The sequence below is a fragment of the Ancylobacter novellus DSM 506 genome (assembly GCF_000092925.1).
Taxonomy (GTDB): Bacteria; Pseudomonadota; Alphaproteobacteria; order Rhizobiales; family Xanthobacteraceae; genus Ancylobacter; species Ancylobacter novellus.
The window spans coordinates 3,779,929-3,800,196 of the sequence record NC_014217.1 but is presented as its reverse complement, the minus strand read 5'-3'; the positions used below and the strand labels follow the sequence as shown (position 1 = coordinate 3,800,196).

At 68.7% G+C, this 20,268-nt stretch carries 14 protein-coding genes; 6 read left to right on the top strand and 8 right to left on the bottom strand.

The genetic code is table 11. The features are described from left to right. Positions 1-42: 42 nt before the first annotated feature. The 4 genes from SNOV_RS17890 to SNOV_RS17875 form a co-directional block, all read right to left on the bottom strand. Complete coding sequence (locus tag SNOV_RS17890; RefSeq protein ID WP_013168375.1) at positions 43-789, bottom strand: ABC transporter ATP-binding protein; 747 nt, start codon at positions 787-789, stop codon at positions 43-45. Continuing rightward, positions 786-2,573, bottom strand: a complete 1,788-nt coding sequence (locus SNOV_RS17885; RefSeq protein ID WP_013168374.1) for a branched-chain amino acid ABC transporter ATP-binding protein/permease — start codon at positions 2,571-2,573, stop codon at positions 786-788. Before SNOV_RS17885 ends, SNOV_RS17890 begins: the two co-directional genes overlap by 4 nt. After that, complete coding sequence (locus SNOV_RS17880) at positions 2,570-3,445, bottom strand: branched-chain amino acid ABC transporter permease (RefSeq protein ID WP_013168373.1); 876 nt, start codon at positions 3,443-3,445, stop codon at positions 2,570-2,572. Before SNOV_RS17880 ends, SNOV_RS17885 begins: the two co-directional genes overlap by 4 nt. 64 nt (positions 3,446-3,509) lie before the next feature. Next, positions 3,510-4,700, bottom strand: coding sequence for an ABC transporter substrate-binding protein (locus SNOV_RS17875; protein ID WP_013168372.1), 1,191 nt, complete (start codon positions 4,698-4,700; stop codon positions 3,510-3,512). A gap of 307 nt (positions 4,701-5,007) precedes the next feature. Here SNOV_RS17875 and SNOV_RS17870 point away from each other — a divergent pair, with 307 nt between their 5' ends. From SNOV_RS17870 to SNOV_RS23880, 3 genes are all read left to right on the top strand, one after another. After that, on the top strand, positions 5,008-5,970 hold the full coding sequence (locus SNOV_RS17870; RefSeq protein WP_013168371.1) for a LysR family transcriptional regulator: 963 nt from the start codon (positions 5,008-5,010) through the stop codon (positions 5,968-5,970). A gap of 108 nt (positions 5,971-6,078) precedes the next feature. Continuing rightward, positions 6,079-6,486 (top strand): dihydrofolate reductase family protein, encoded by a 408-nt coding sequence (locus tag SNOV_RS17865; RefSeq protein WP_013168370.1) that lies wholly within the window; start codon positions 6,079-6,081, stop codon positions 6,484-6,486. A gap of 461 nt (positions 6,487-6,947) precedes the next feature. Then, positions 6,948-12,338, top strand: coding sequence for an autotransporter outer membrane beta-barrel domain-containing protein (locus SNOV_RS23880; protein WP_013168369.1), 5,391 nt, complete (start codon positions 6,948-6,950; stop codon positions 12,336-12,338). Here the strand turns inward: SNOV_RS23880 and SNOV_RS17855 are convergent. The 4 genes from SNOV_RS17855 to SNOV_RS24165 form a co-directional block, all read right to left on the bottom strand. Continuing rightward, on the bottom strand, positions 12,335-13,027 hold the full coding sequence (locus SNOV_RS17855; protein ID WP_013168368.1) for a DUF6064 family protein: 693 nt from the start codon (positions 13,025-13,027) through the stop codon (positions 12,335-12,337). The genes SNOV_RS23880 and SNOV_RS17855 overlap by 4 nt on opposite strands. Next, positions 13,027-13,944 (bottom strand): aldo/keto reductase, encoded by a 918-nt coding sequence (locus SNOV_RS17850; protein ID WP_013168367.1) that lies wholly within the window; start codon positions 13,942-13,944, stop codon positions 13,027-13,029. Before SNOV_RS17850 ends, SNOV_RS17855 begins: the two co-directional genes overlap by 1 nt. Before the next feature lie 15 nt (positions 13,945-13,959). Then, positions 13,960-15,519 (bottom strand): S10 family peptidase, encoded by a 1,560-nt coding sequence (locus SNOV_RS17845; RefSeq protein ID WP_013168366.1) that lies wholly within the window; start codon positions 15,517-15,519, stop codon positions 13,960-13,962. A gap of 101 nt (positions 15,520-15,620) precedes the next feature. Then, a complete protein-coding gene (locus tag SNOV_RS24165; RefSeq protein WP_049785754.1) occupies positions 15,621-15,965 on the bottom strand; it encodes an iron chelate uptake ABC transporter family permease subunit in 345 nt (114 codons plus the stop codon). 42 nt (positions 15,966-16,007) lie between these two features. Here SNOV_RS24165 and SNOV_RS24160 point away from each other — a divergent pair, with 42 nt between their 5' ends. From SNOV_RS24160 to mdoH, 3 genes are all read left to right on the top strand, one after another. Continuing rightward, complete coding sequence (locus SNOV_RS24160) at positions 16,008-16,472, top strand: helix-turn-helix domain-containing protein (RefSeq protein ID WP_244412785.1); 465 nt, start codon at positions 16,008-16,010, stop codon at positions 16,470-16,472. Between the two features lie 122 nt (positions 16,473-16,594). Then, positions 16,595-18,115, top strand: a complete 1,521-nt coding sequence (locus tag SNOV_RS17830; RefSeq protein WP_013168365.1) for an OpgD/OpgG family glucan biosynthesis protein — start codon at positions 16,595-16,597, stop codon at positions 18,113-18,115. Continuing rightward, on the top strand, positions 18,103-20,247 hold the full coding sequence (mdoH, locus tag SNOV_RS17825; RefSeq protein ID WP_013168364.1) for a glucans biosynthesis glucosyltransferase MdoH: 2,145 nt from the start codon (positions 18,103-18,105) through the stop codon (positions 20,245-20,247). The genes SNOV_RS17830 and mdoH overlap by 13 nt, the downstream gene beginning before the upstream one ends. Positions 20,248-20,268 lie beyond the last annotated feature (21 nt).

The following is a 20,268-nucleotide window of genomic DNA, read 5'->3' as shown; positions in this document are numbered from 1 at the left end:
CGTTGATGGCACGATGGGATGAGGGCGCGCCGCAGGGCGCGCTCAGGAAGCGGCTTTCTTCTTTCCGAGGAACGACTCCATCACCTCGGGGTCGCGCGCGATCTCTGTGCTCGGCCCCTGCCGCACGACGCGGCCATTGGCGATGACGTAGGCGTGGTCGGCGATGGCGAGCGCGTGCGCCGCCAACTGCTCGACCAGCAGGATGGCGAGGCCGCCTTCATTGAGCTCGGCGAGCACGCCCATCAGCTGGTCGACGATCTTCGGCGCCAGGCCGAGCGAGAGCTCGTCGATGACGAGAAGCTCCGGCTCGGCCATCAGCGCGCGGGCGATGGCGAGCATCTGCTGCTCGCCGCCGGACATGGAGCCGGCCTGCTGGGCGAGGCGCTCCTTCAGGCGCGGGAACAGCGTCAGCACGCGCTCGAAGGTCTGCCGCGCGCGGGCGCCCTTCAGTCCGCCATGCGCATAGGCGCCGAGGATCAGATTGTCCTCGACGCTCTGGTCGGGGAACAGCAGCCGGCCCTCCGGCACCATGACCAGCCCCTGCCGCACCTTGCGGTGGGCCGGCATCAGCGTCGTGTCGGCACCGCGGAAGAACACCTGCCCGCCGGCCGGGCGGACCAGCCCGGTGGCGCCGCGCAGCAGCGAGGACTTGCCCGCGCCGTTATTGCCGATGACGGCGACGAGCTGGCCCGGCTTCACGCTGAGCGAGATGTCGCGCACTGCCACGGCGGCGCCGTAGCGCAGCTCGAGGCTGCGGATGTCGAGGAGGATTGCGCCCGTCGCGCTCATGCCGGCACCTCCACAGGCGCATGGGTCGCGCCGGACGTGCCGAAATAGGCCTCGATGACGCGCGGATCGGCCTGCACCGCTGCGGGCGTGGCGCTGGCGATGACCTGCCCGTAGTCGAGCACGGTCACGGTGTCGGCCACCGCCATGATCAGCTCGACATGGTGCTCGATGAGCAGGACGCTGATGCCGAGATCGGCGATGCGGCGGATCATCGCCTCGAGATCGTCGATCTCCTGCGTCGTCAGTCCCGCGGCCGGCTCGTCGAGCAGCAGCAGGCGGGGATTGGCGGCCAGCGCGCGGGCGATCTCCAGCCGGCGCTGCAGGCCGAAGGGCAGGAAGCGCGCCTCCTCGTAGGCGTAGTCTTCGAGGCCGACGAAGGCGAGCAGGCCGATCGCCGCCTGCCGGCAATGCGTCTCCTCGCGGCGCATGGCCGGCGTGCGCAGGATCGAGGCGAGGACGCCGTAGCGCAGGCGCTGCTGGCCGCCGACCATGACGTTCTCCAGAACCGTCATCTCGCCGAACAGCTCGGTGTTCTGGAAGGTGCGGGCGAGGCCGGCGCGGGCGATCTCGTGCGAGGCCATGCCGGTGAGCTGGAGGCCGTCGAGCTCGAAGGCACCGGCGGTCGGGCGGTAGAAGCCGGAGATGGTGTTGATGAAGGTGGACTTGCCGGCGCCGTTCGGGCCGATCAGCGCGTGCACCTCGCCCGGCTTCACCCGCAGCGAGGCCTCGGAGAGCGCGGTCAGGCCGCCGAAGCGCACGGTGAGGTCGCGGGCGACCAGTTCGGCGCGCTGCTCGCTTGCCTCCCGCGCCAGCGTCGTCCGCGCGTCGGTGGCGGCGATGGCGCGCGCGGCGGGGCGCAGGCCGCTCCACAGCGCGCCGAGCGAGCCCATGATGCCGCGCGGCAGCACGAACATGACGATCAGCAGCAGCGCGCCATAGGCGAATTTCTGCCAGACGGCGAATTCCTGAAGATATTCGGGAAGATAGGTGAGGATGTAGGCGCCGATGACCGGCCCGAAGGTCGAGGCCGCGCCGCCGAGGATCACCATCAGCAGGAAGCGTATGCTGTCGGTGAAGGTGAAGATGTCCGGCGAGATGTAGGAATTGAGGAAGGCATAATAGGTGCCGGCGACGCCCGCCGTGACCGCGGCGATGACGAAGGCGAGGGTGCGCAGGGCCGTCGGGTCGAGGCCGAGCGCGCGCGCCGCCGTCTCGCTCTGCGCGACCGCCATGAGGCCGCGGCCGTAGCGCGAACCCTTGAGATTGTGCGCCGCCGCCACCAGCAGGAACAGCGACACCGCCAGTACGCCGTAATAGGCATAGCCCGACAGCCGCAGGCCGAAGACGTTTGGCGAGGGGATCGAGGTGATCCCGGTGGTGCCGCCGGTCAGCGACTGCCATTCGATGGCGACGTTCTCGACGATCAGTCCGAAGGCGATGGTGACGACCGCCAGATAGACGCCGCGCACCCGCACGGTCGGATAGGCCAGCAGCACCCCGAACAGGCCGGCGACGACCGCGGCGGTGAGGCCGGCGCCGACCATGTCGAAGCCGAGCCGCGTCGCGGTGATCGCGCCGGTGTAGGAGCCGAGCGCGAACAGCCCGGCCTGGCCGAGCGAGACGAGGCCGGCGAGGCCGATCAGCACGTTCAGCCCGACCGCGATGATCGCGTAGATCAGGAACAGCATGAACAGCCGCAGCTCGTACTCGTTGTCCGAGGCGAGCGGCACGGCGGTGAGCACCGCCGCGAGGGCGAGGAAGCCGAGGGCGTAGAGGCGGCTCATACCTTGGCCACCTCGCGCTTGCCGAACAGGCCCTGCGGGAAGGCGAGCAGCACCACGATCATCAGCGAGAAGCCGACGATCTCGCGCGCCGCGGTGGAGACGTAGCCCTCGACGAACTTCTCGATGACGCCATAGGCGAGGCCGGTGATCACCACGCCCGGTGCGGAGGTGATGCCGCCCATGATCGCGACGGCGAAGCCCTTGAGGCCCGGCAGCAGGCCCATGGTCGCCGAAGCCTGCACCACGGGGGCGATCAGCACGCCGGCGGCCGCGCCGAGCAGACTGGCGAGGGAGAAGGAGAAGGCGACGACGAGATCGACATTGATGCCCATCAGCGCCGCGGCGTTCTTGTTGTGGGCGACCGCCTGCATGGCGCGCCCGATCAGCGTGTGGCGCTGCAGCGCCTGCAGGCCGAGCATGGCGGCGAGGGCGATGACGGGGATCGCCAGCTCCTGCGGATAGAGCCCCGCGCCGAGGACCTGCACCGAGCCGGCGACGCCGGGCGAGGGCAGCGGCAGCGCGTAGCCCTGCGTCTCGATGGTGGCGTAGCTCTCCACCATGATGCCGACGGCGATGGTGGTGAGCATCCAGCCGATGGAATTGGGCTGGTGCGCGAAGGGGCGCACGGCGAGGCGTTCGAGCACGAAGCCGAACAGGCCGCCGACGAGGATCGCCAGCGCGCAGGCGAGGGCCAGCGGCCAGCCGCTCGCCACCAGATAGGCGGCGAGCAGGCCGCCGATCATCAGCGTGTCGCCATGGGCGAAGTTCACGGCGCGGGCGGCCGACCACATGATGTGGAAGCCGAGCGCCACCAGGGCGTAGATGCCGCCGATGGCCAGGCCGGAGAGAACATACTGCGCCACCGTCGACATCGGGTCGCCTCCTCGCTTGGCGAACGGAAGGGGCGCGGCCGGAGGCTGTCCGGCCGCGGCCGCGTCACTTGTCGTAGGGCGAGCCCTTGAAGGGGATCAGCTTGCCGTCGTGCCAGACCGCGAGCAGGTAGTGCTCGGGCAGGAGGGCGTCGTTGCGCTCGGGATCGGATTTGAGGAAGGCCGGGCGATAGGGCGCCACCAGCCCGTCGCGGTTCACCTCGTAGAGCGCCTTCTGCACCTTCGGCCAGTCATAGGAGCCGGCGATCTTGATGGCGTCGGCGAGGATGTAGACGGCGTCATAGGCGTCGGCGATGCCGGAGGCCGCCTTGATCGAGGCCGGGTCCTTCAGCCCGTATTGCGCGGCCAGCGCCGCCAGCACCTTCTTGCCGGTGTCGCCCTGCGGCGTGAGGAAGGAATAGGTCTGCATCACGCGCACGCCGTTGGCGAGCGGGCCGGCGAGCTCGCCGAGATTGCCGCTGATGCCCCAGGCGCCGATGACCGACGGCTTGTAGCCGATCTTGTCCATGGCCCGCAGGATCTGGTTGCCCTCGCGGTCCAGCGACCAGACGATCACCACCTCCGCTCCCGCGTCGCGGGCACGGATCGCCTGGGGCGACATGTCCTGGTCGTTCCAGTTGAAGGTCTCGGCGGCGACGAGCTCCTTGCCGCGCGCGGCCAGCGCCGCCTTCACGTCCGGCAGCGCGCCGTTGCCCCAGCCGGTGTTCTCGTAGAAGAAGGCGATCTTGCCGTCCTTCGCCAGCTTCAGCGCCTCGTCGACCAGGAAGCGGGCGACCCACTTGTCCTTGGCCGAGACGCGGAACATGAAGTTCGGGTCGCGCCCGTTCTCGATCGCCTTGGTGTTGGCGGCCCAGACGCCGACATAGGGGATGCCGATCTCGTGCACCGGCTCGACCTGCGCCACCGCGACGGTGGAATGGAAGCCGCCGAGTATGGCGATGCACTTGTCGGCGAGGGCGATGCGGCGGGTGTTGTCGACGCCGCGCGGCGGGGCGCCAGCGTCGTCATACTGCACCAGCCGCAGCTTCTTTCCGAGAACGCCGCCGGCGGCGTTGATCTCGTCGATGGCGATCTGCGCGCCCATCTTGATCGCCTGGCCGGAAAAGGCCGCCGGGCCTGTCACCGCCGCCGAATTGCCGATGCAGGGCTGCTGCTCCGCCTGGGCGGCCGAACCCACAAGGGCGAACGCCACCGTCGCCGCCAGCATCTGGCTGCGCGTAAGTCCTCTGAAAGACATGTTTAATTCTCCTGTCGGGACCAGGATGAACGTCTTGGATGGGCGTCGGAGCCCGTCTTTGTCGGATGCAGGGACAGGCTACGTATAAGTAGGGCCTATGGACAAAGATGATTTTCCAATCAGTGATATAGTCATATCCTATCGTATCGAATTATAGGCACACATGATTGAAGTTGAATGCATGCAACTCATTGATACCAAATTGCTAAATGAATCGATATGTCGATAGTTTGTGCATATGGCTGTTTTTTAGTCGTTTGACATTTGCTTGCGTGGCGACAGACTTGAGGCTCCGAAAGGTCACCCCATGGATCTGCGCCAGCTCAAATATTTCGTTCAGATCGCCGAAAGCGGTAATTTCTCACGCGCCGCCGAGGTGCTGCGCATCGCCCAGCCTTCGCTGAGCCAGCAGATGAAGAACCTCGAGGAGGAACTCGGCGTCGAGCTGCTGCTACGCCATGCGCGCGGCGTGACCCCGACCGAGATCGGGCAGCAGCTCTACGACCATGCGCGGCGTATCCTTGAGGAGGTCGAGCGCACCCGCGACGTGCTGCGCTCGCAGTCGCTCACCCCCTCGGGCCGCGTCTCGGTGGGGCTGCCCACTTCCGCCTGCCGCGGCCTGTCGCTGCCGCTGCTCGCCGCCATGGCCGAGCGCCAGCCCAACATCACCCTGCACATCGTCGAGGCGATGACCGGCTATCTCGACGACTTCATCCAGATGGGCCGGCTCGACGTCGCCCTGCTCTACGACCACAAGGCCTTCAAGCATGTGGCCTGGACCGAGATGATGGTCGAGGACCTCATGCTGTTCGCGCCGCCGGACCATCCGGTCGTGGCGCAGGGCAGCATCTCCTTCCGCGAGATGTTCGCGCTGCCGATCGTGCTTCCGGGCGCGCCCAATGTGATGCGCACAGTGATCGAGCAGTTCGCCGCCCGCCACGACGTGGTGCCGAACGCCATGGCCTGCGACAGCCTGCCGACCATCGCGCGCATGGTGTGCTCGCGCCGGGCGCTGGCGGTGATGCCGCATTTCGCCTTCTCCGACGAGATGGCGCGCGGCGAGATGGTGGCCGTTCCCATCGTCGATCCCACGCCCTCCTGGCGCCTGTCGGTGGTGGTCTCGCAGCGCACGATGAATGCGCGCGGCAGCGAGGCGGTGGCGAAGGTCATGGCCGACGTCATCGCCGAGATGGTGAGCGCCGGCGTCTGGCAGGCGAAGCTGCGCGGCGACCGCGCGCGCCCCGAGGCTGCGCGCGTGCCGATACGCTGACGCGCTCCTCACCCGTTCGTGCGGACGGATAGCCGTGGCTTCGCGGTTCGGGGCGTTGTCATGGGCGGGCCCGGCCGGGACAATGGCCGTGACTGGAGGGAGGAATGGATGGCCGATATTCGCGCCATGTGCGCCGTCGGGCTGAGCGGCCAGCTCGGCCTGCGCGGCAGCTTGCCCTGGGAGGGGCGGACGGAGCCGGAATTCGTGGCGGACGTCGCCCGGTTCTTCGACGCCACGCGCGGCCATGTGCTGCTGGCCGGCCCCGCCACCAAGGCCTCCATTCCGGATTTCGCCTATCGGGACCGCACCATCGTCGAGATCCGCTCCACCGAAGATCCGGAGGCGATGATCGCCGCCTTCCCCGGACGGGTGATCTATATCGGCGGTGGGCCGGCGGTGTGGGCGAGCTATGCGCACCTGATCCGGCATTGGGACGTCACGCGCCTGCCCTATGACGGCGAGGCCGATCGCTGGTTCGACCCGGCCTGGTTGACCACGGGCATGGGCAACGGCTGACGTCTCACCATCTTTTCAGTGAATTCCGGGGGGCGATGCCGATTACCGGCCGATGAAGGAATGCGCCCGTGGCAGGCATTCGAGGCCCGGCTCACTATCAAAGGCGCAGATTGTTTCAAAAAATTAACTAAAACGCTCCGACCATGACGCTATGCGCTGCCGATCTTGCCTTCGGTTATAATTGCTATTTCTTTGCCATTTTGCGGACATATTTCGCTCGATTGAAATAATAACTGAATGCATATTATAAGATGTAGGAATTATACTGAAGAATATATCCGAATTTTATTGATTATGATGGAATGTGAACAACAGAGCACACGCAAAGTAGCAGGAATTCCTTGTGCGGTTCTCTGTGGATTGCTACGAATTTCATGCCGCGTATCGAAGCCCAATCGGAGGAATGCGCGGAGCGGGCGCCGACCTTGCGGCGTGCACCCGCTGGTTGCTTGGGGGGACGAATGGCGGTTGCGGGTGGCCCGGGCGGGCAGGGACGGCGCGTTTTCGGCACGGGCGGGCAGCGGCGGACATATCTTCTCGGCACCACGGCGATGGCGACGCTGGCTACGGTGCTTCTGGCGGGAACGCCGGACGCACGCGCCGGCACGACCTACAGCGCCAATACCGTCACCACGATCGGCGACCGCTTGACGGAGCCGGCCGGCGGCCTGTCGCTGGAGAACGCCGTCGTCACCGTGAATAGCGGTGTCGTGGTCAGCGGCGCCGGCGCCGGCGTGCGCGGCAATCTGAACCTCAACCCCTTCGCCGTCGACGCCTCCTTCCACAATAACGGCCTCGTCATCAGCACGGTGCCGGGTGTGGACGGTGTCAACGTCGATGGCTATGCGCCGCTCGGCATCCCCGTGGGCAACGCCACCTATGTCGGCGGCGTCAATTCAGGCGTGGTCGGCGCCAGGCACGGCATCATGGCCACCGGCGTGAACGCCTATGTCACCATTCATGGCGGCAGCGTCATCGGCAATGATGGCGACGGCCTGCTGATCAAAGCCATCGGCGACCCGCTGATGGGCGGCGAGGCCGAGGTCACGCTCGGCCCCGGCACGGACGAGATCCGCGGCACGGTGGACGCCATCGACGTGCTCTCGACCGGCATCGGCACCGATGCGCGCAACGTGATCGACGTCCAGGGCGGTACCGTCACCGGCGACACCGACGATGACGGCGACGGCGACGGCATCGTCGCCACCGCGCTCGCCGGCGGCCTCGTCGTCCCGCGCGCGGCCTCCAACGAGATCACCACGGCCGGCGACGTCACCGGCGCCAACGGCATCACCGCGGTGGCGATGAGCGCCAACGGCCATGCCAGCAACACCATCGTCGCCAATGGCGACGTCACCGGCACCTATGGCGACGGCATCGTCGCGGTCTCCGCCAGCGCCGACGTAGAGGGTCTCGACGATCTCGACGGCGTCGAGCTGCCCGACCTGATGGATATCGGCAGCCTCGATCCGGACGCGCTCGACGACCTCCCGGTCGGGGCGGGCACGGCGAATGTCAGCATCACCGCCACCGGCAATGTCACCGGCGCCGGCAACGGCGTCACCGCCCTCGCCATGGGCCAGAGCGGCGTGGTGGACATCGACACCAGCGCCGGCTCGGTCACCGGGCAGGACGGTTTCGGCGTGATCGGCGCCGCCATCGGCCCGGGCGGCTCCGTCGACATCACCACCGGCAACGTCTCGGGCGCGCTGGGCGGCGTGCTCGGCCTCAACACGTCCGGCGATACGAATGTCACGGTGAACGGCCTCGTCACCGTCGAATCCGGTGGCCTCATCGGCGTCGGGGCCATCGCCGCGGGCGGCGGCGACGCCACGGTCGACTTCACCGGCATCATCGATCCGCCGATCATCGGCGCCGGCGCGCTGACGCTGGGCAGCGGCACCGCCACCGTCAACACGGCGGGCCTCATCGATGCCGACGTGATCGGCGTCATCGCGCTCAATATCGGCACCGGCCATGCGGCGGTGAACAACCGCGCCGACGTGTTCTCCAGCAGCGGCACGACACCGATCCTCGGCGTCGGCGGCGGCAAGATCGGCAATAACAGCGCCACCGGTGCTGAGGACGTGATCGTCAGCAACAGTGGCGACATCTCCGACTTCGCCATCGGCATGGGCGGCCTCGCCATCGGCAACGGCAACGACGTGCTGGTGCAGAACAGCGGCACCATCGAGGACGGCTATGTCGGTATCGCCGGCGCGGTGATCGGCAACGGCGCCGGCGGCTCGCTGGTGATCAGCAACACCGGCACGATCCAGAACAATCTCGGCGTCGGCGTCATCGGCCTCGGGATCGGCGACAGCCACACGGTCTCGGTCGGCAATGCCGGCACCGTCGACGCGGCCTATGTCGGCGTCGCCGGCGGCATTATCGGCAATAACGGGGCGCTCAACGTCGCCAGCACGGGACCGGTCACGGCCGACTATGTCGGCGTCGCGGGCCTCGTCATCGGCAACGGCAACAGCCTCGGCATCTCCGCCTCCAATGCCACCGGCACGGCCGGCGTCGGCGTCGTCGGCGCGCTGATCGGCGACGGCAATAGCGGGGCGATCAACACCACGGGGAGCATCACCGGCGCCTATCTCGGCGTCGGGGCGCTCGCCATCGGCGACGGCAACCAGTTCGGCGTGACCACCGGCGGGACGGTGACCGGCGACTATGTCGGCGTCGCCGGCGCCGCGATCGGCAACGGCAACCAGCTCTCCATCGACGCCAGCGGGACGGCGACCGGCCAATATCTCGGTGTCGGCGGCCTCGCCATCGGCGACAATAACCGCCTCTCCGTCGCGGCCGGCACGGCGAGCGGCACCGAGGGGCTGGGCGTGCTCGGGCTGAGCATCGGCAATGACAGCGTGCTCGACGTCACCACCCAGGGCGTGGTGACCGGGCGCTATGCCGGCGTCGGCGCTCTCAGCATCGGTAATCGCAACAGCACCAACATCGTCACCAACGGCCCGGTCACCTCGACCGACGGCGTCGGCGTGGCGGGTGCGGCCATCGGCACCTATACGGCGCTCAACATCACCACCGGCGACGTCAGCGCGCCGCTGATGGGCGTCGTCGGCGCCAGCATCGGCAACGGTTTCGTCACGATCGACGTCAACGGCACGGTGGAGGCCGACGCAGCCGGCGTGCTCGCCACCAAGCTCGGCGACGGCGATGTCAGCGTGAATGTCGACGGCTCGATCGGCGGCCTCACCAGCGCCGGGACGAATTTCGAAGGCGTTTTCGTGTCCAACAGCGTCGGCGACGGCCTCGCCAGCGTCAGCACCGGCGCCTCGGCCTCGATCGTCAGCGACCTCGACGCCATCGCCATACGCAAGCAGGACAGCGACAGCTTCGACGGCACCGCGATCAGCGTGTCCTCCTATGGCAGCCTGACCGCCGGCGAGCACGGCATCGACGTGCAGCACGTCGACGGCGACGGCACCGTCAATGTCGCCACCTACGGCACCATCAATGCCGGCCATGCGGGCATCTACCTGATCAAGGACCACGGTGCGGGCGACGTGAACATCGTCGCCGGCGGCATCATCAACGCCGAGGACGGCGTGCTCGCCTATGGCGACGGCCAGGACGGCGACCTCAATGTGAGCACCGGGGCGGGCGGGCAGATCAACGCCTCCTATGTCGGCATCCTCGCCGGCAAGGATTTCGGCGGCTCGGGCTCGGTGTCCATCGCCACCGGCGCCTTGAGCCTCGTGAATGCTGCCGACACCGGCCTCGTCGCCTATTCCCATCTCGGCGGCGGCGGCAATGACGTCTCCGTCTCCACCGGCCAGTTCAGCACGGTGACCGCCGGCGTCGACGCGATCTATGTCGAGAGCTGGGACAACGCCACGGTCAGCGTCGGCGACGGCGCCACGGTGCGCGGCGACGTGAACGGCGCCGGGCTCGGCAACGCCATCCACATCGTCAATGCCGACCTCGCCACGGTGAATGTCGGCGCCGGCGCTTTCGTGTTCTCGACGGCGGAGGGCTGGGCCGACGCGGTGATCTCGGTCACCAGCGACGACGGCGCCACCATCAATGTCGGCAGCGGCGCGCTGGTCTCGGCCTGGTCCTATAACGGCACCACGCAGCTCGATCTCGCCGACGCGGCGAGCCGCATCGTCATCGACGTCGACGGCGCGGCCGGCACGATCAACAATTACGGCACCATCGTCGGCCTGGTCGGGCTGACCGACTTCGCCGACACCTTCAACAATCTGAGCTCCGACACCTGGATCACCGTCGGCGACAATAATTTCGGCACCGGCACCGACGTGGTGAACAATACCGGCGTCATCGTGACCGCGGTGCAGGCCGGCGTCGCCGGGCAGACCAGTTTCCTGTCGCTGGAAAGCTTCGTGAACGGCAATCCGGCCGGCACCAGCGGCGGCGTGCTCTCCTCGATCGACGAGACGCCCGGCACGCTCGGCCGCACGGCGACGCGCGACGTGACCTATGTCAGCGGCATCTTCACCAGCGTCGGCAACAGCGCGGTCGGGCTCGACACCTATCTCGGCGGCCCCGGCTCGACTTCGGACCAGCTGGTCATCGGCGGCCTCGACGCCTCGGGCGTGCCGCTCACCGGCACCACTCTGAGCGGCACGACCTACCTCCTGATCCACGACGTCAATCCCGGCGCGGCGGCCTACAACATCGAGGGCATCCAGCTCCTCGAGGTCGAGAACGGCTCGGCGGCGGGCGCGGGCTTCGCCCTCGACCCGCGCTCCAGCTACTACTCGCCGCGCTTCGGCGGCGTGCTCGACAAGGGCCTGTTCATCTACGACCTCGTTACCGAGGTGAATGCGGACGGCCAGCCGGAAGTCCGGCTCGTCAGCGCGCCGGACGAGGAGGTGTTCGAGTTCCCCTCCTTCATCTCCGCCGCCCAGCAGATCTGGTACGAGACCTCCGGCGTGTGGCTGGACCGGCAGGCGGACCTGCGCGCCTATGTCGTCGATCCGGCGCTGTCGCGCGGGCCGGGCGGCGCGCCGGCCGAGGTCACGCCCGGCATATGGGGCAAGGTGATCGGCAACTGGGCGACCCGTGACGAGAGCGTGACCCATGTCGGGCGCGCCGGCACCTACCAGCACGACACCGGCTACAGCCAGGACACCTACGGCCTCATCGCCGGCGCCGACTTCGGCAAGACGTCGGGCGATACCACCTGGATCTTCGGCGTGCTCGGCGGCTACCTGTCGTCCTCGGTCGACATGGAGAAGTCGCTGAATTCCGGCTCCTTCACCGGCGGCACGGTCGGCGCCTATGCGACCTATCTGAATGGCAGCTTCTTCGTCGACGCCCTGTTCAAGGCGGACATCCTGACCTTCGACTACGACGCCATCGGGCTCTATCTCGACATCAACAAGCAATCGTCGGATGTCAACTCGCTCGGCTTCACCATCGACACCGGCTATCGCTTCAACTGGACCGAGACGCTGTTCGTCGAGCCGGTCGCGACGCTCTCCTATGTTGAGACCAATATCGACGACATCTGGCTGCCGCCGTCGGCCGCGGTCGACTTCCACGACGGCGAGAGCCTGCGCGCCAGCGTCGGTGCGCGCGTCGGCGGGCGGGTGCACGAGACGGAGAACTACGTCTTCGAGGGCTCGGTGACCGGCCGCTTCTGGTACGAGTTCAAGGGCGACAACTACGCCACCTTCACCTCGCCCGGCATCGAGGTGGTGGCGAACGACTCGCTCGAAGGCGCCTTCGGCGAGGTCGGCGCGGCGCTGAACTGGTTCGGCAAGGAGTCGGGCTGGAACGGCTTCGTCAACGCCAACATCAAGTTCAACGGCGACTACACCTCCGGCACGGCCAATGCCGGCATACGCTACCAGTTCTAGGATGTCGGGACGGAGGCGGGCGCCGGCGGCGATAGCAGGCGGGCAAGCGCCAGCAGGACGCCGATGGCGGCCACGGCGAGCGGCAGCCAGGCCTGGGCGTCGTCCATCGCCCACAGGGTGAGCCCGCTCACGAGGCACCAGAGCAGAGGGATCGGCAGCAGCACCGCGAGCCACGCGCCGCGGGCCGCCATGAGCAGGCCGAGCGTCACGATCGCCGTGGGATCGGGCGCGATGCCGAAGACCTCCGCGCTGGTCCACGGGCGGGAAAAGACGAGCGGCAGCGCCGGATAGAGCAGCAGTCCGACGAGGGCCAGCAGCAGGCCCGCCCAGCTAGTGGCGTCGTGCCGGGCGAAGGCGAGGCCGCGCGGCAGGAGCGCGGCGAGCAGCAGAAGGCCGGCCTGCAGGAAGAAGGCGGACGCCACATAGGCGACCGCCCAGTTGATGGCGGCGTAGCGGTTCATGAGGAACGACCAGCCGACGAAGGCCCAGAGGGCGGCGAGGACGAGCCCCGTCCAGAATCTTGCTCTATCGGGGCGCGACGCGATCAGCAGGAGGAGCGCCAGCCCGGCGGCCACGGTGACCGGATGCAGCGGCCACAGCGCCGCGTTCTGCGCCTCGAACAGCCGCCAATAGGTCCGCGGCGCGAACAGCAGGAAGTCGTCCAGCCTATAGGTCCACCATTCGGACATCAGAGCCCGCCGATGTGAGCGGCGATGCGCTCCCGCAGTTCCTTGTCCGGCAGCGCGCCGCCCGCCGCGGTGAGGTTCTCGCGCACATGATCGACCTGCGTGGTGGCGGGGATGGCGACGGTCACGGTGGGATGCGACAGGATGAATTTCAGGATCAGCTGCGCCCAGCTCGTCGCCCCCGCCTCGCTCGCCCAGCCGGGGAGCGGCTCGCCTTCGAGCCGGCGGGTCAGCGCCCCCTGCTGGAACGGCCGGTTGACGATGACGGCGATGCCGCGCTCGCCGGCGAGCGGCAGCAGGCGCTGCTCCGCCTCGCGGTCGACGGGGTTGTAGGTGAACTGCACGAAGTCGAGCGGATGGCGGCGCATGATCTCCTCGACGAGATCGTGCCGGCGGCCCTCAGAGGTGGTGATGCCGACATAGCGCAGCCGGCCCGCCGCCTTCATCGCCATGAGCGTGTCGAGATGCGCCTCCCAGGCGAGGAGATTGTGCACCTGCAGGAGGTCGAAGCGCTCCACGCCCCAGAAGCGGCGCGACTGCTCGATCTGCGCGGGTCCGTTCGTGCCGGAGGAGGTCCAGACCTTCTCGGCGGCGAACAGCGCCTGCGGCCGGCCGAGCTTTTCCAGCCCGCGTCCCACCACGGCCTGCGACGAGCTGTACATGGGCGAGGAATCGATCATGCGTCCGCCGCCGGCGAAGAAGGCGGACATGACCTGTGTCGACTCGTCCTGCAGCACCGGGTCGTCGCCGACATTGAAGGTGATCCAGGTGCCGAGCCCGACCGCGGGAATCCTCTCGCCGGAGGACGGGATCGTCCGCATCAGCGGCGCTGCTGGCTGCGCGGCCAGGCGGCCCGGCAGCAGGGCCGCGGCTGCACCGAGCGCGCTCGTGCGGATGAGATTCCTGCGGGTGATCCTCACCGGCTCTCCCTCTCCCTAGCCTTTCTTGCCCTCGACCATGCTGCGCACCGCCTCGCGCAGCTCGACCCGCGAGCCGTCGCGCCAGTAGAACATGTGGCCGCCGGGGAAGACCTCCAGCTTCACGCGGGAGGGATCGCCCAGCGCCGGCAACTGGTCGAGCAGGAGCTTGGATTCGAAATAGGGCGTGACCAGATCGGTGAAGCCGTGCGTCACCATCACCTTGAGGCGCGGATTGAGCGCCATCACGTTGCGCAATTCGCTCATGGATTCGCGGTCCCCGCGGCCCTCGCCATAGTCCCAGCGCCGGCTGACCTCGTCATTGAGCAGGAAGTAGCGCCCGTCGGGCCGCCATTTCAGCTCGTTGGCGTAGTAGTCGAGCATGGCGCTGGTCAGCGGTGCGGTGAGCGCCTCCAGCACCGCGTCCGGCGCGCGGTTGCGGGCGGAATCCGGGTCCGGGTCGAGGCCGGCGACGTTGGCGTCGTAGGGGCTGCCGACCATCCCCTTGTCGCGGTCGAGCGCGCGCAGGAAGGTGCCGTTGTCGAGCTTGCCGCCGCGGCGCTCCACCAACTTGGGGTCGATGCCGGTCAGCGCGGCGACCTTGCCGGCCATGCGGTTCACCGCCTCGCGGTCGCGCGGCCCCTTGATGAGGTCGGAGAGATATTCGCCCGTGGCGTAGCCCTCGGCCTCGGCGAGCGCCGCGCGCGACAGCTTGCCCTCCCGCTCCAGTTTCGTCGCCGCCATGGTCGGCAGCGCCACCACCCATTTGAACGGCGAGGTCCGGGCGTCGCGCTGATAGGTGAAGTCGAGCACGGGCGAGAGCATGACGATGCCGGAGACGCCGATGCCGTCGCTGGTCTGCAGCTCATGGGCGATCTTCGGCGCGCGGAAGCCGCCATAGCTCTCGCCGACCAGGAATTTCGGCGAGGTCAGCCGGTCGTTCTGCTTGAGCCAGTTGGTGACGAAGCGCGACAGCGACTTGTAGTCGCCTTCGACCGACCAGAACAGTTTGCGGGCGTCGTCGCCGCCCGAGGCGAAGCGGCTGAAGCCGGTACCGACCGGGTCGACGAAGACGAGGTCGGTGAAGCCGAGCCAGGTTTCGGCATTGTCGACGAGGATGGGCGGAGCCGAGGGGGTGTCGCCCTGCCGGCCGACGGGCAGCCGCTTCGGTCCCATCACGCCGAGATTGAGATAGGCCGACGCCGCGCCCGGCCCGCCGTTGAAGGCGAAGGTGACGGGCCGCGTGGCGACGCCGGCGCCGGGCTCGCGGTCCAGCACATAGGCGACATAGGCGATCTCGGCGAGCGTGCGCCCTTCTGTGTCGCGCACCGGCAGCGCGCCTGCCGTCGCCGTGTAGTGCAGCGTCCGGCCGTCGAGGGTCAGCTCGTGCCGGGTGACGGAGGCTGCCGGCAGCTCGCGGGAGGCGGACCGCCCCTCCCGCCCCTCCGGCTTCTTCTCTCCGTCCGCGGCATGCGCGGCAGGTCCGACATCCTGCGACCAGGCGCGGTCGGGCAGGACCAGCGGTGCCGTCAGGAGAAGCGTGGCGAAGGCGAAGACCGGGAGCGCGCGCAGCCGCATGACCTACCTCGTATCGGATCGAACCCGACACATAACGGGTCAAGGCGGCGAATGTGATGGCCCGGCGCCGCGTTCACGCGATCGGGATGAAGCCGCGCCGCTCATCGCGTCCGCCACATCAGCCACAGGAAATAGGGCCCGCCGATGAAGGCGGCGATCAGGCCGGCGGGAATCTGCCAGGGGAAGAACAGCACCCGGCCGCACCAGTCGGCCGCCATCAGCACGGCGCCGCCCAGGAGGCCGGAGGCGAGGAGGTGCGGCAGCGCGCGGCGGAAGCCGATGAGGCGCGCCATGTGCGGGCCCACCAGCCCGACGAAGGAGAGCGGCCCCATCGCCAGCGTCGCCGCCGCTATCGGCAGGGCGATGAGGGCGACGAGCTTCACCCGCTCGCGGCGCGGATCGATGCCGAGCGCGCGGGCGACCGCGCCGAGCGGCAGGATCTCCAACTGCCGCGCCGGCCGCGGCTTATGTTCAACGACGAGCGGCTGATGACCTTCGCCAACCTCATCGCCAGCGAGTGCCAGAGCCCGAACGCCTTCCACGAGCTCTACGGCGACAGCCTGACCACGGCGCTGTTCATCGACTTCCTGCGCTCGGCCGAGCGCCGCGACCGCAAGCGCAGCGCGCTCGCGACATGGCAGCTCCGGCGCGTGGTCGACTACATCGAGGATAATTGCCTGCGGGCGATCCGGCTGCAGGAGTTGGCGGAGCTGGTGAACCTGTCGCCGAGCTATTTCAGCCATGCCTTCAAGGCCGCCACCGGCGTACCGCCGCACCAGTGGCAGACCAATGCGCGGCTGAAGCGGGCGCAGGACCTGCTGCTCTCCACCGAGATGTCGCTGACCGAGGTGGCGGCGGCGACCGGCTTCTTCGACCAGGCGCACCTGACCCGGCTGTTCCGCAAACAGCTCGGCGCCACCCCCGCCGCCTGGCGCCGCGAGCGGCGCGGCTGACGCCGTTCCTCGCCGCCCGCCGCGGGTGCGGCATTCGCGCCGGCCCGGGAACCCCTCCCGCTCTGATCGCTTGTTGTGTTGCGCCGCACCCCTGCGGCCCTTTCACATGGCGAGAGGTGGCAATGCGGCGTCGAGAGGTCCTGCTGGGGGCGAGCGTATTGGCGGCCTCCCCCTTCCTTTCAATATTGGCGGGCGCCGCCCGCGCGCAGGGCGACAAGCCGGTGCCCTTCGACGCCCAGACCGTCCGCCAGATGGCAAAGGAACTGGCGGCCGCCCGCTTCGCACCGCTGGATTCCTCGCTGCCGCCTGAGCTCGACAAGCTGAGCTATGACGACTACCGCAACATCCGCTTCAACACCGACCGCTCGCTCTGGCGCGGCCAGGGCAGCGCCTTCGAGGCGCAGCTCCTGCATCGCGGCTTCCTGTTCCGCGACAAGGTGGACATCTACCTTGTCGCTGAGGGCCAGGCGCGCAAGCTCAACTACGACCAGAGCCTGTTCCGCTTCGAGCACGGGCTGAAGCCGCCCGACCCGAAGATCGATCTCGGCTTCTCCGGCTTCCGCCTGCACAGCCCGATCAACCGGCCGGACTATTTCGACGAGATCGCGGTCTTCCAGGGCGCGAGCTATTTCCGCGCCATCGGCAAGGGCCAGGTCTATGGGTCCTCGGCGCGCGGCCTGTCGATCAAGACCGGCGAGGCGGAGGGCGAGGAATTCCCGGTCTTCAAGGCGTTCTGGCTGGAGCAGCCGCGCGCCGGCGTCGATTCCGTGGTGATCCACGCACTGCTCGACAGCCCAAGCGCGGCGGCGGTGCACCGCTTCACCATCCGGCCTGGCACGTCGACGGTGATGGCGGTGGAGATGACGCTCTATCCGCGCGTCGATCTGGACAAGGCGGGGCTCGCCTCGCTCACCAGCATGTTCATGTTCGGCCCGAACGACCGCAACGACATCGACGATTTCCGCTCCATGGTGTGCGACGCCGACGGGCTCGCCATCCTCACCGGCACCGGCGAGCGGCTCTGGCGCCCGCTCACCAATCCGCTGCGGCTGCAGATCTCCGCCTTCGGCAGCACCAATGTGCGTGGCTTCGGCCTGATGCAGCGCCAGCGCTCCTTCTTCGACTATCAGGACCTCGAGGCGCGCTATGAGCGCCGGCCGAGCGTATGGGTCGAGCCGATCGGCGACTGGGGCGACGGCGCGGTCCATCTCGTGGAGATCCCGACGCCCGAGGAGGTGCATGACAACATCGTCGCCTTCTGGCGGCCGAAGGAGCCGATGCGCAAGGGCCGCGAATACGCCTTCACCTACCGCCTGCACTGGTGCTGGGACGGGCCGGACAATGCCCCCATCGGCCGCTTCGGCCTGACGCGGGTCGGCGGCACCGACGAGCGCCGGCAATTCGTGCTCGACCTCGCCGGCGACGCGATCAAGAGCCTTCCGCCGGAAGGGCTCGCCGCCCGCGTCACCGCCAGCGAGGGCGAGGTCTCCAACATCGTCCTGCAGCGGCATCCGGACATTGAGGGCTGGCGCATCGCCTTCGCCTTCGCGCCGAAGGGGGCGGAAGTCGCCGAGCTGCGCGCCGAGATGGTGCGCGGCGAGGAGCGCCTCAGCGAGAGCTGGGTCTACCGATGGACGGCGTAGCGCCATTGGCGGCGCGTGCGGCCGAGGTGGAGCGGCCGAGCTTTCCGCCGGCCCTGCCCGCGGAGGCGCCGCTGGCCATGCCGGTGCAGTCGCTGCGCGAGGCCCCGGCCGCCGAGCGCCTGCCGGGACGGGCGCGGCTGCTCGCCCGGCGCATTTTCGTCATCGGCGGGGCGGGGTTGCTGACGCTGTTCGCGGCGCATGAGATGTTTCTCGTGCTCAATGTCGGCGGACTGACGCTGCTGGAAGACGTCGTCCTCGCGCTCTTCGTCGTTCTTTTCGCCTGGATCGGCTTCTCCTTCACCAATGCGCTCGGCGGCGCCGTTGCCATGATCGGCCGGCGCGAGGACCCGCTCGGCATCGGTGCCGAACCGCCCACGGCGCTGACGCAGCGCACCGCCATCCTCATGCCGACCTATAACGAGGCGCCGGCCCGCATCTTCGCCGGGCTTCAGGCGACCTATGAATCGGTGGAGGCAACCGGCGCGATTGAGGCCTTCGACTTCTTCATCCTCAGCGACACCACCGACGCCGACACCTGGATCGCCGAGGAAGCCGAGTTCCTTGCCCTGCGCGCGCGCACCGGTGGGCAGGAGCGCATCTTCTACCGCCGCCGCCCGCGCAACATCGACCGCAAGGCCGGCAATATCGGCGAGTGGGTGACGCGCTTCGGCGGCGCCTATGAGAACATGCTGGTGCTCGACGCCGACAGCGTGATGACCGGCGACTGCGTCCTGCGCATCGCTGCCGCCATGGAACGCCATCCGCGCGTCGGGCTGATCCAGACGCTGCCGGTGATCGTCGGCGGCCGCACGCTGTTCTCCCGCATGCAGCAATTCGCCGGCCGGCTCTACGGGCCGCTGATCGCGCAGGGGCTCGCCTGGTGGCACGGGCCGGACAGCAATTACTGGGGCCACAACGCGATCATCCGCACCCGCGCCTTCGCCGGCTGCGCCGGGCTGCCGCATCTCTCCGGCCGCAAGCCGTTCGGCGGCCACATCCTCAGCCACGACTTCGTCGAGGCGGCGCTGATAAGGCGCGGCGGCTGGGCGGTGCACATGGTGCCGTGGCTGGAGGGTTCCTATGAGGAAGGCCCGCCCTCGCTCACCGACCTCGCCGTGCGCGACCGCCGCTGGTGCCAGGGCAACCTGCAGCACGCCGCCGTGCTGCCCTCGCGCGGCCTCCATCCCGTGAGCCGGCTGCACCTTCTCACCGGCATCGGCTCCTACATCACCGCGCCGCTCTGGCTGATCATGCTGATCGCCGGCCTGCTCACCGCCTTGCAGGCGCGCTTCGTGCCGCCGGACTACTTCCCTTCCGAGTTCTCGCTGTTCCCGAGCTGGCCGGCGCAGGACCCGGTGCGCGCCGCCTGGGTGTTCGTCGGCACCATGTCGGTGCTGCTCCTGCCCAAGTTCATCGCCCATGCGCTGATGCTGCCGAGAGGCGCGCTACGCCGCGGCTTCGGTGGTGGGTCGCGCGCCTTCCTCGGCCTGATCGTCGAGACGCTGATCGCCGGCCTCGCCGCGCCGGTGACGATGGTGGCGCAGTCGGCGGCGGTGGCGACCATCCTCGCCGGGCGGGACGGCGGCTGGCAGCCGCAGCGGCGCGACGACGGCAGCGTGCCGCTCTGGGCGACGGTGAGGCACTACATGCCGCACACGCTGTTCGGCGTGCTGCTGGGCGGGGCGGCGATCGCGATCTCCCTTCCGCTGTTCTTCTGGATGCTGCCCGTGGTGCTGGGGCTGGTGCTTGCCGCGCCGCTGGTGCTGTGGACCAGCCGGGCGCGCCATGCGCTGGCCGGCCTGCTGCGCACGCCGGAGGAAGCCTCCCCGCCGCCGGTGCTGGCGCGGGCGCTAAGCCTCACGCGCGAGATCGGCGGCCGTAATGGGACCGACGAGGCGGTGGAGCGGCTTCAGGCCGATCCGGCGCTGCTCGACGCCCACCGCGCCATGCTGCCTGATTACGGCGAGCGAATGCCCGGCGATTATGCGCCCGAGCGCCTCGTCGCCCGCGCCAAGGCGCATGACGCCCCGGACCTTGCCGCTGCCCTCGCCTTGCTCACCCCGCGCGAGAAGAGCGCGGCGCTCGGCGACGGCGAGGCGCTGGAGCGTCTGCTCGCCCTCGCCGCGCGCTAGGCTCCGGCCGCCGGCTGAAGG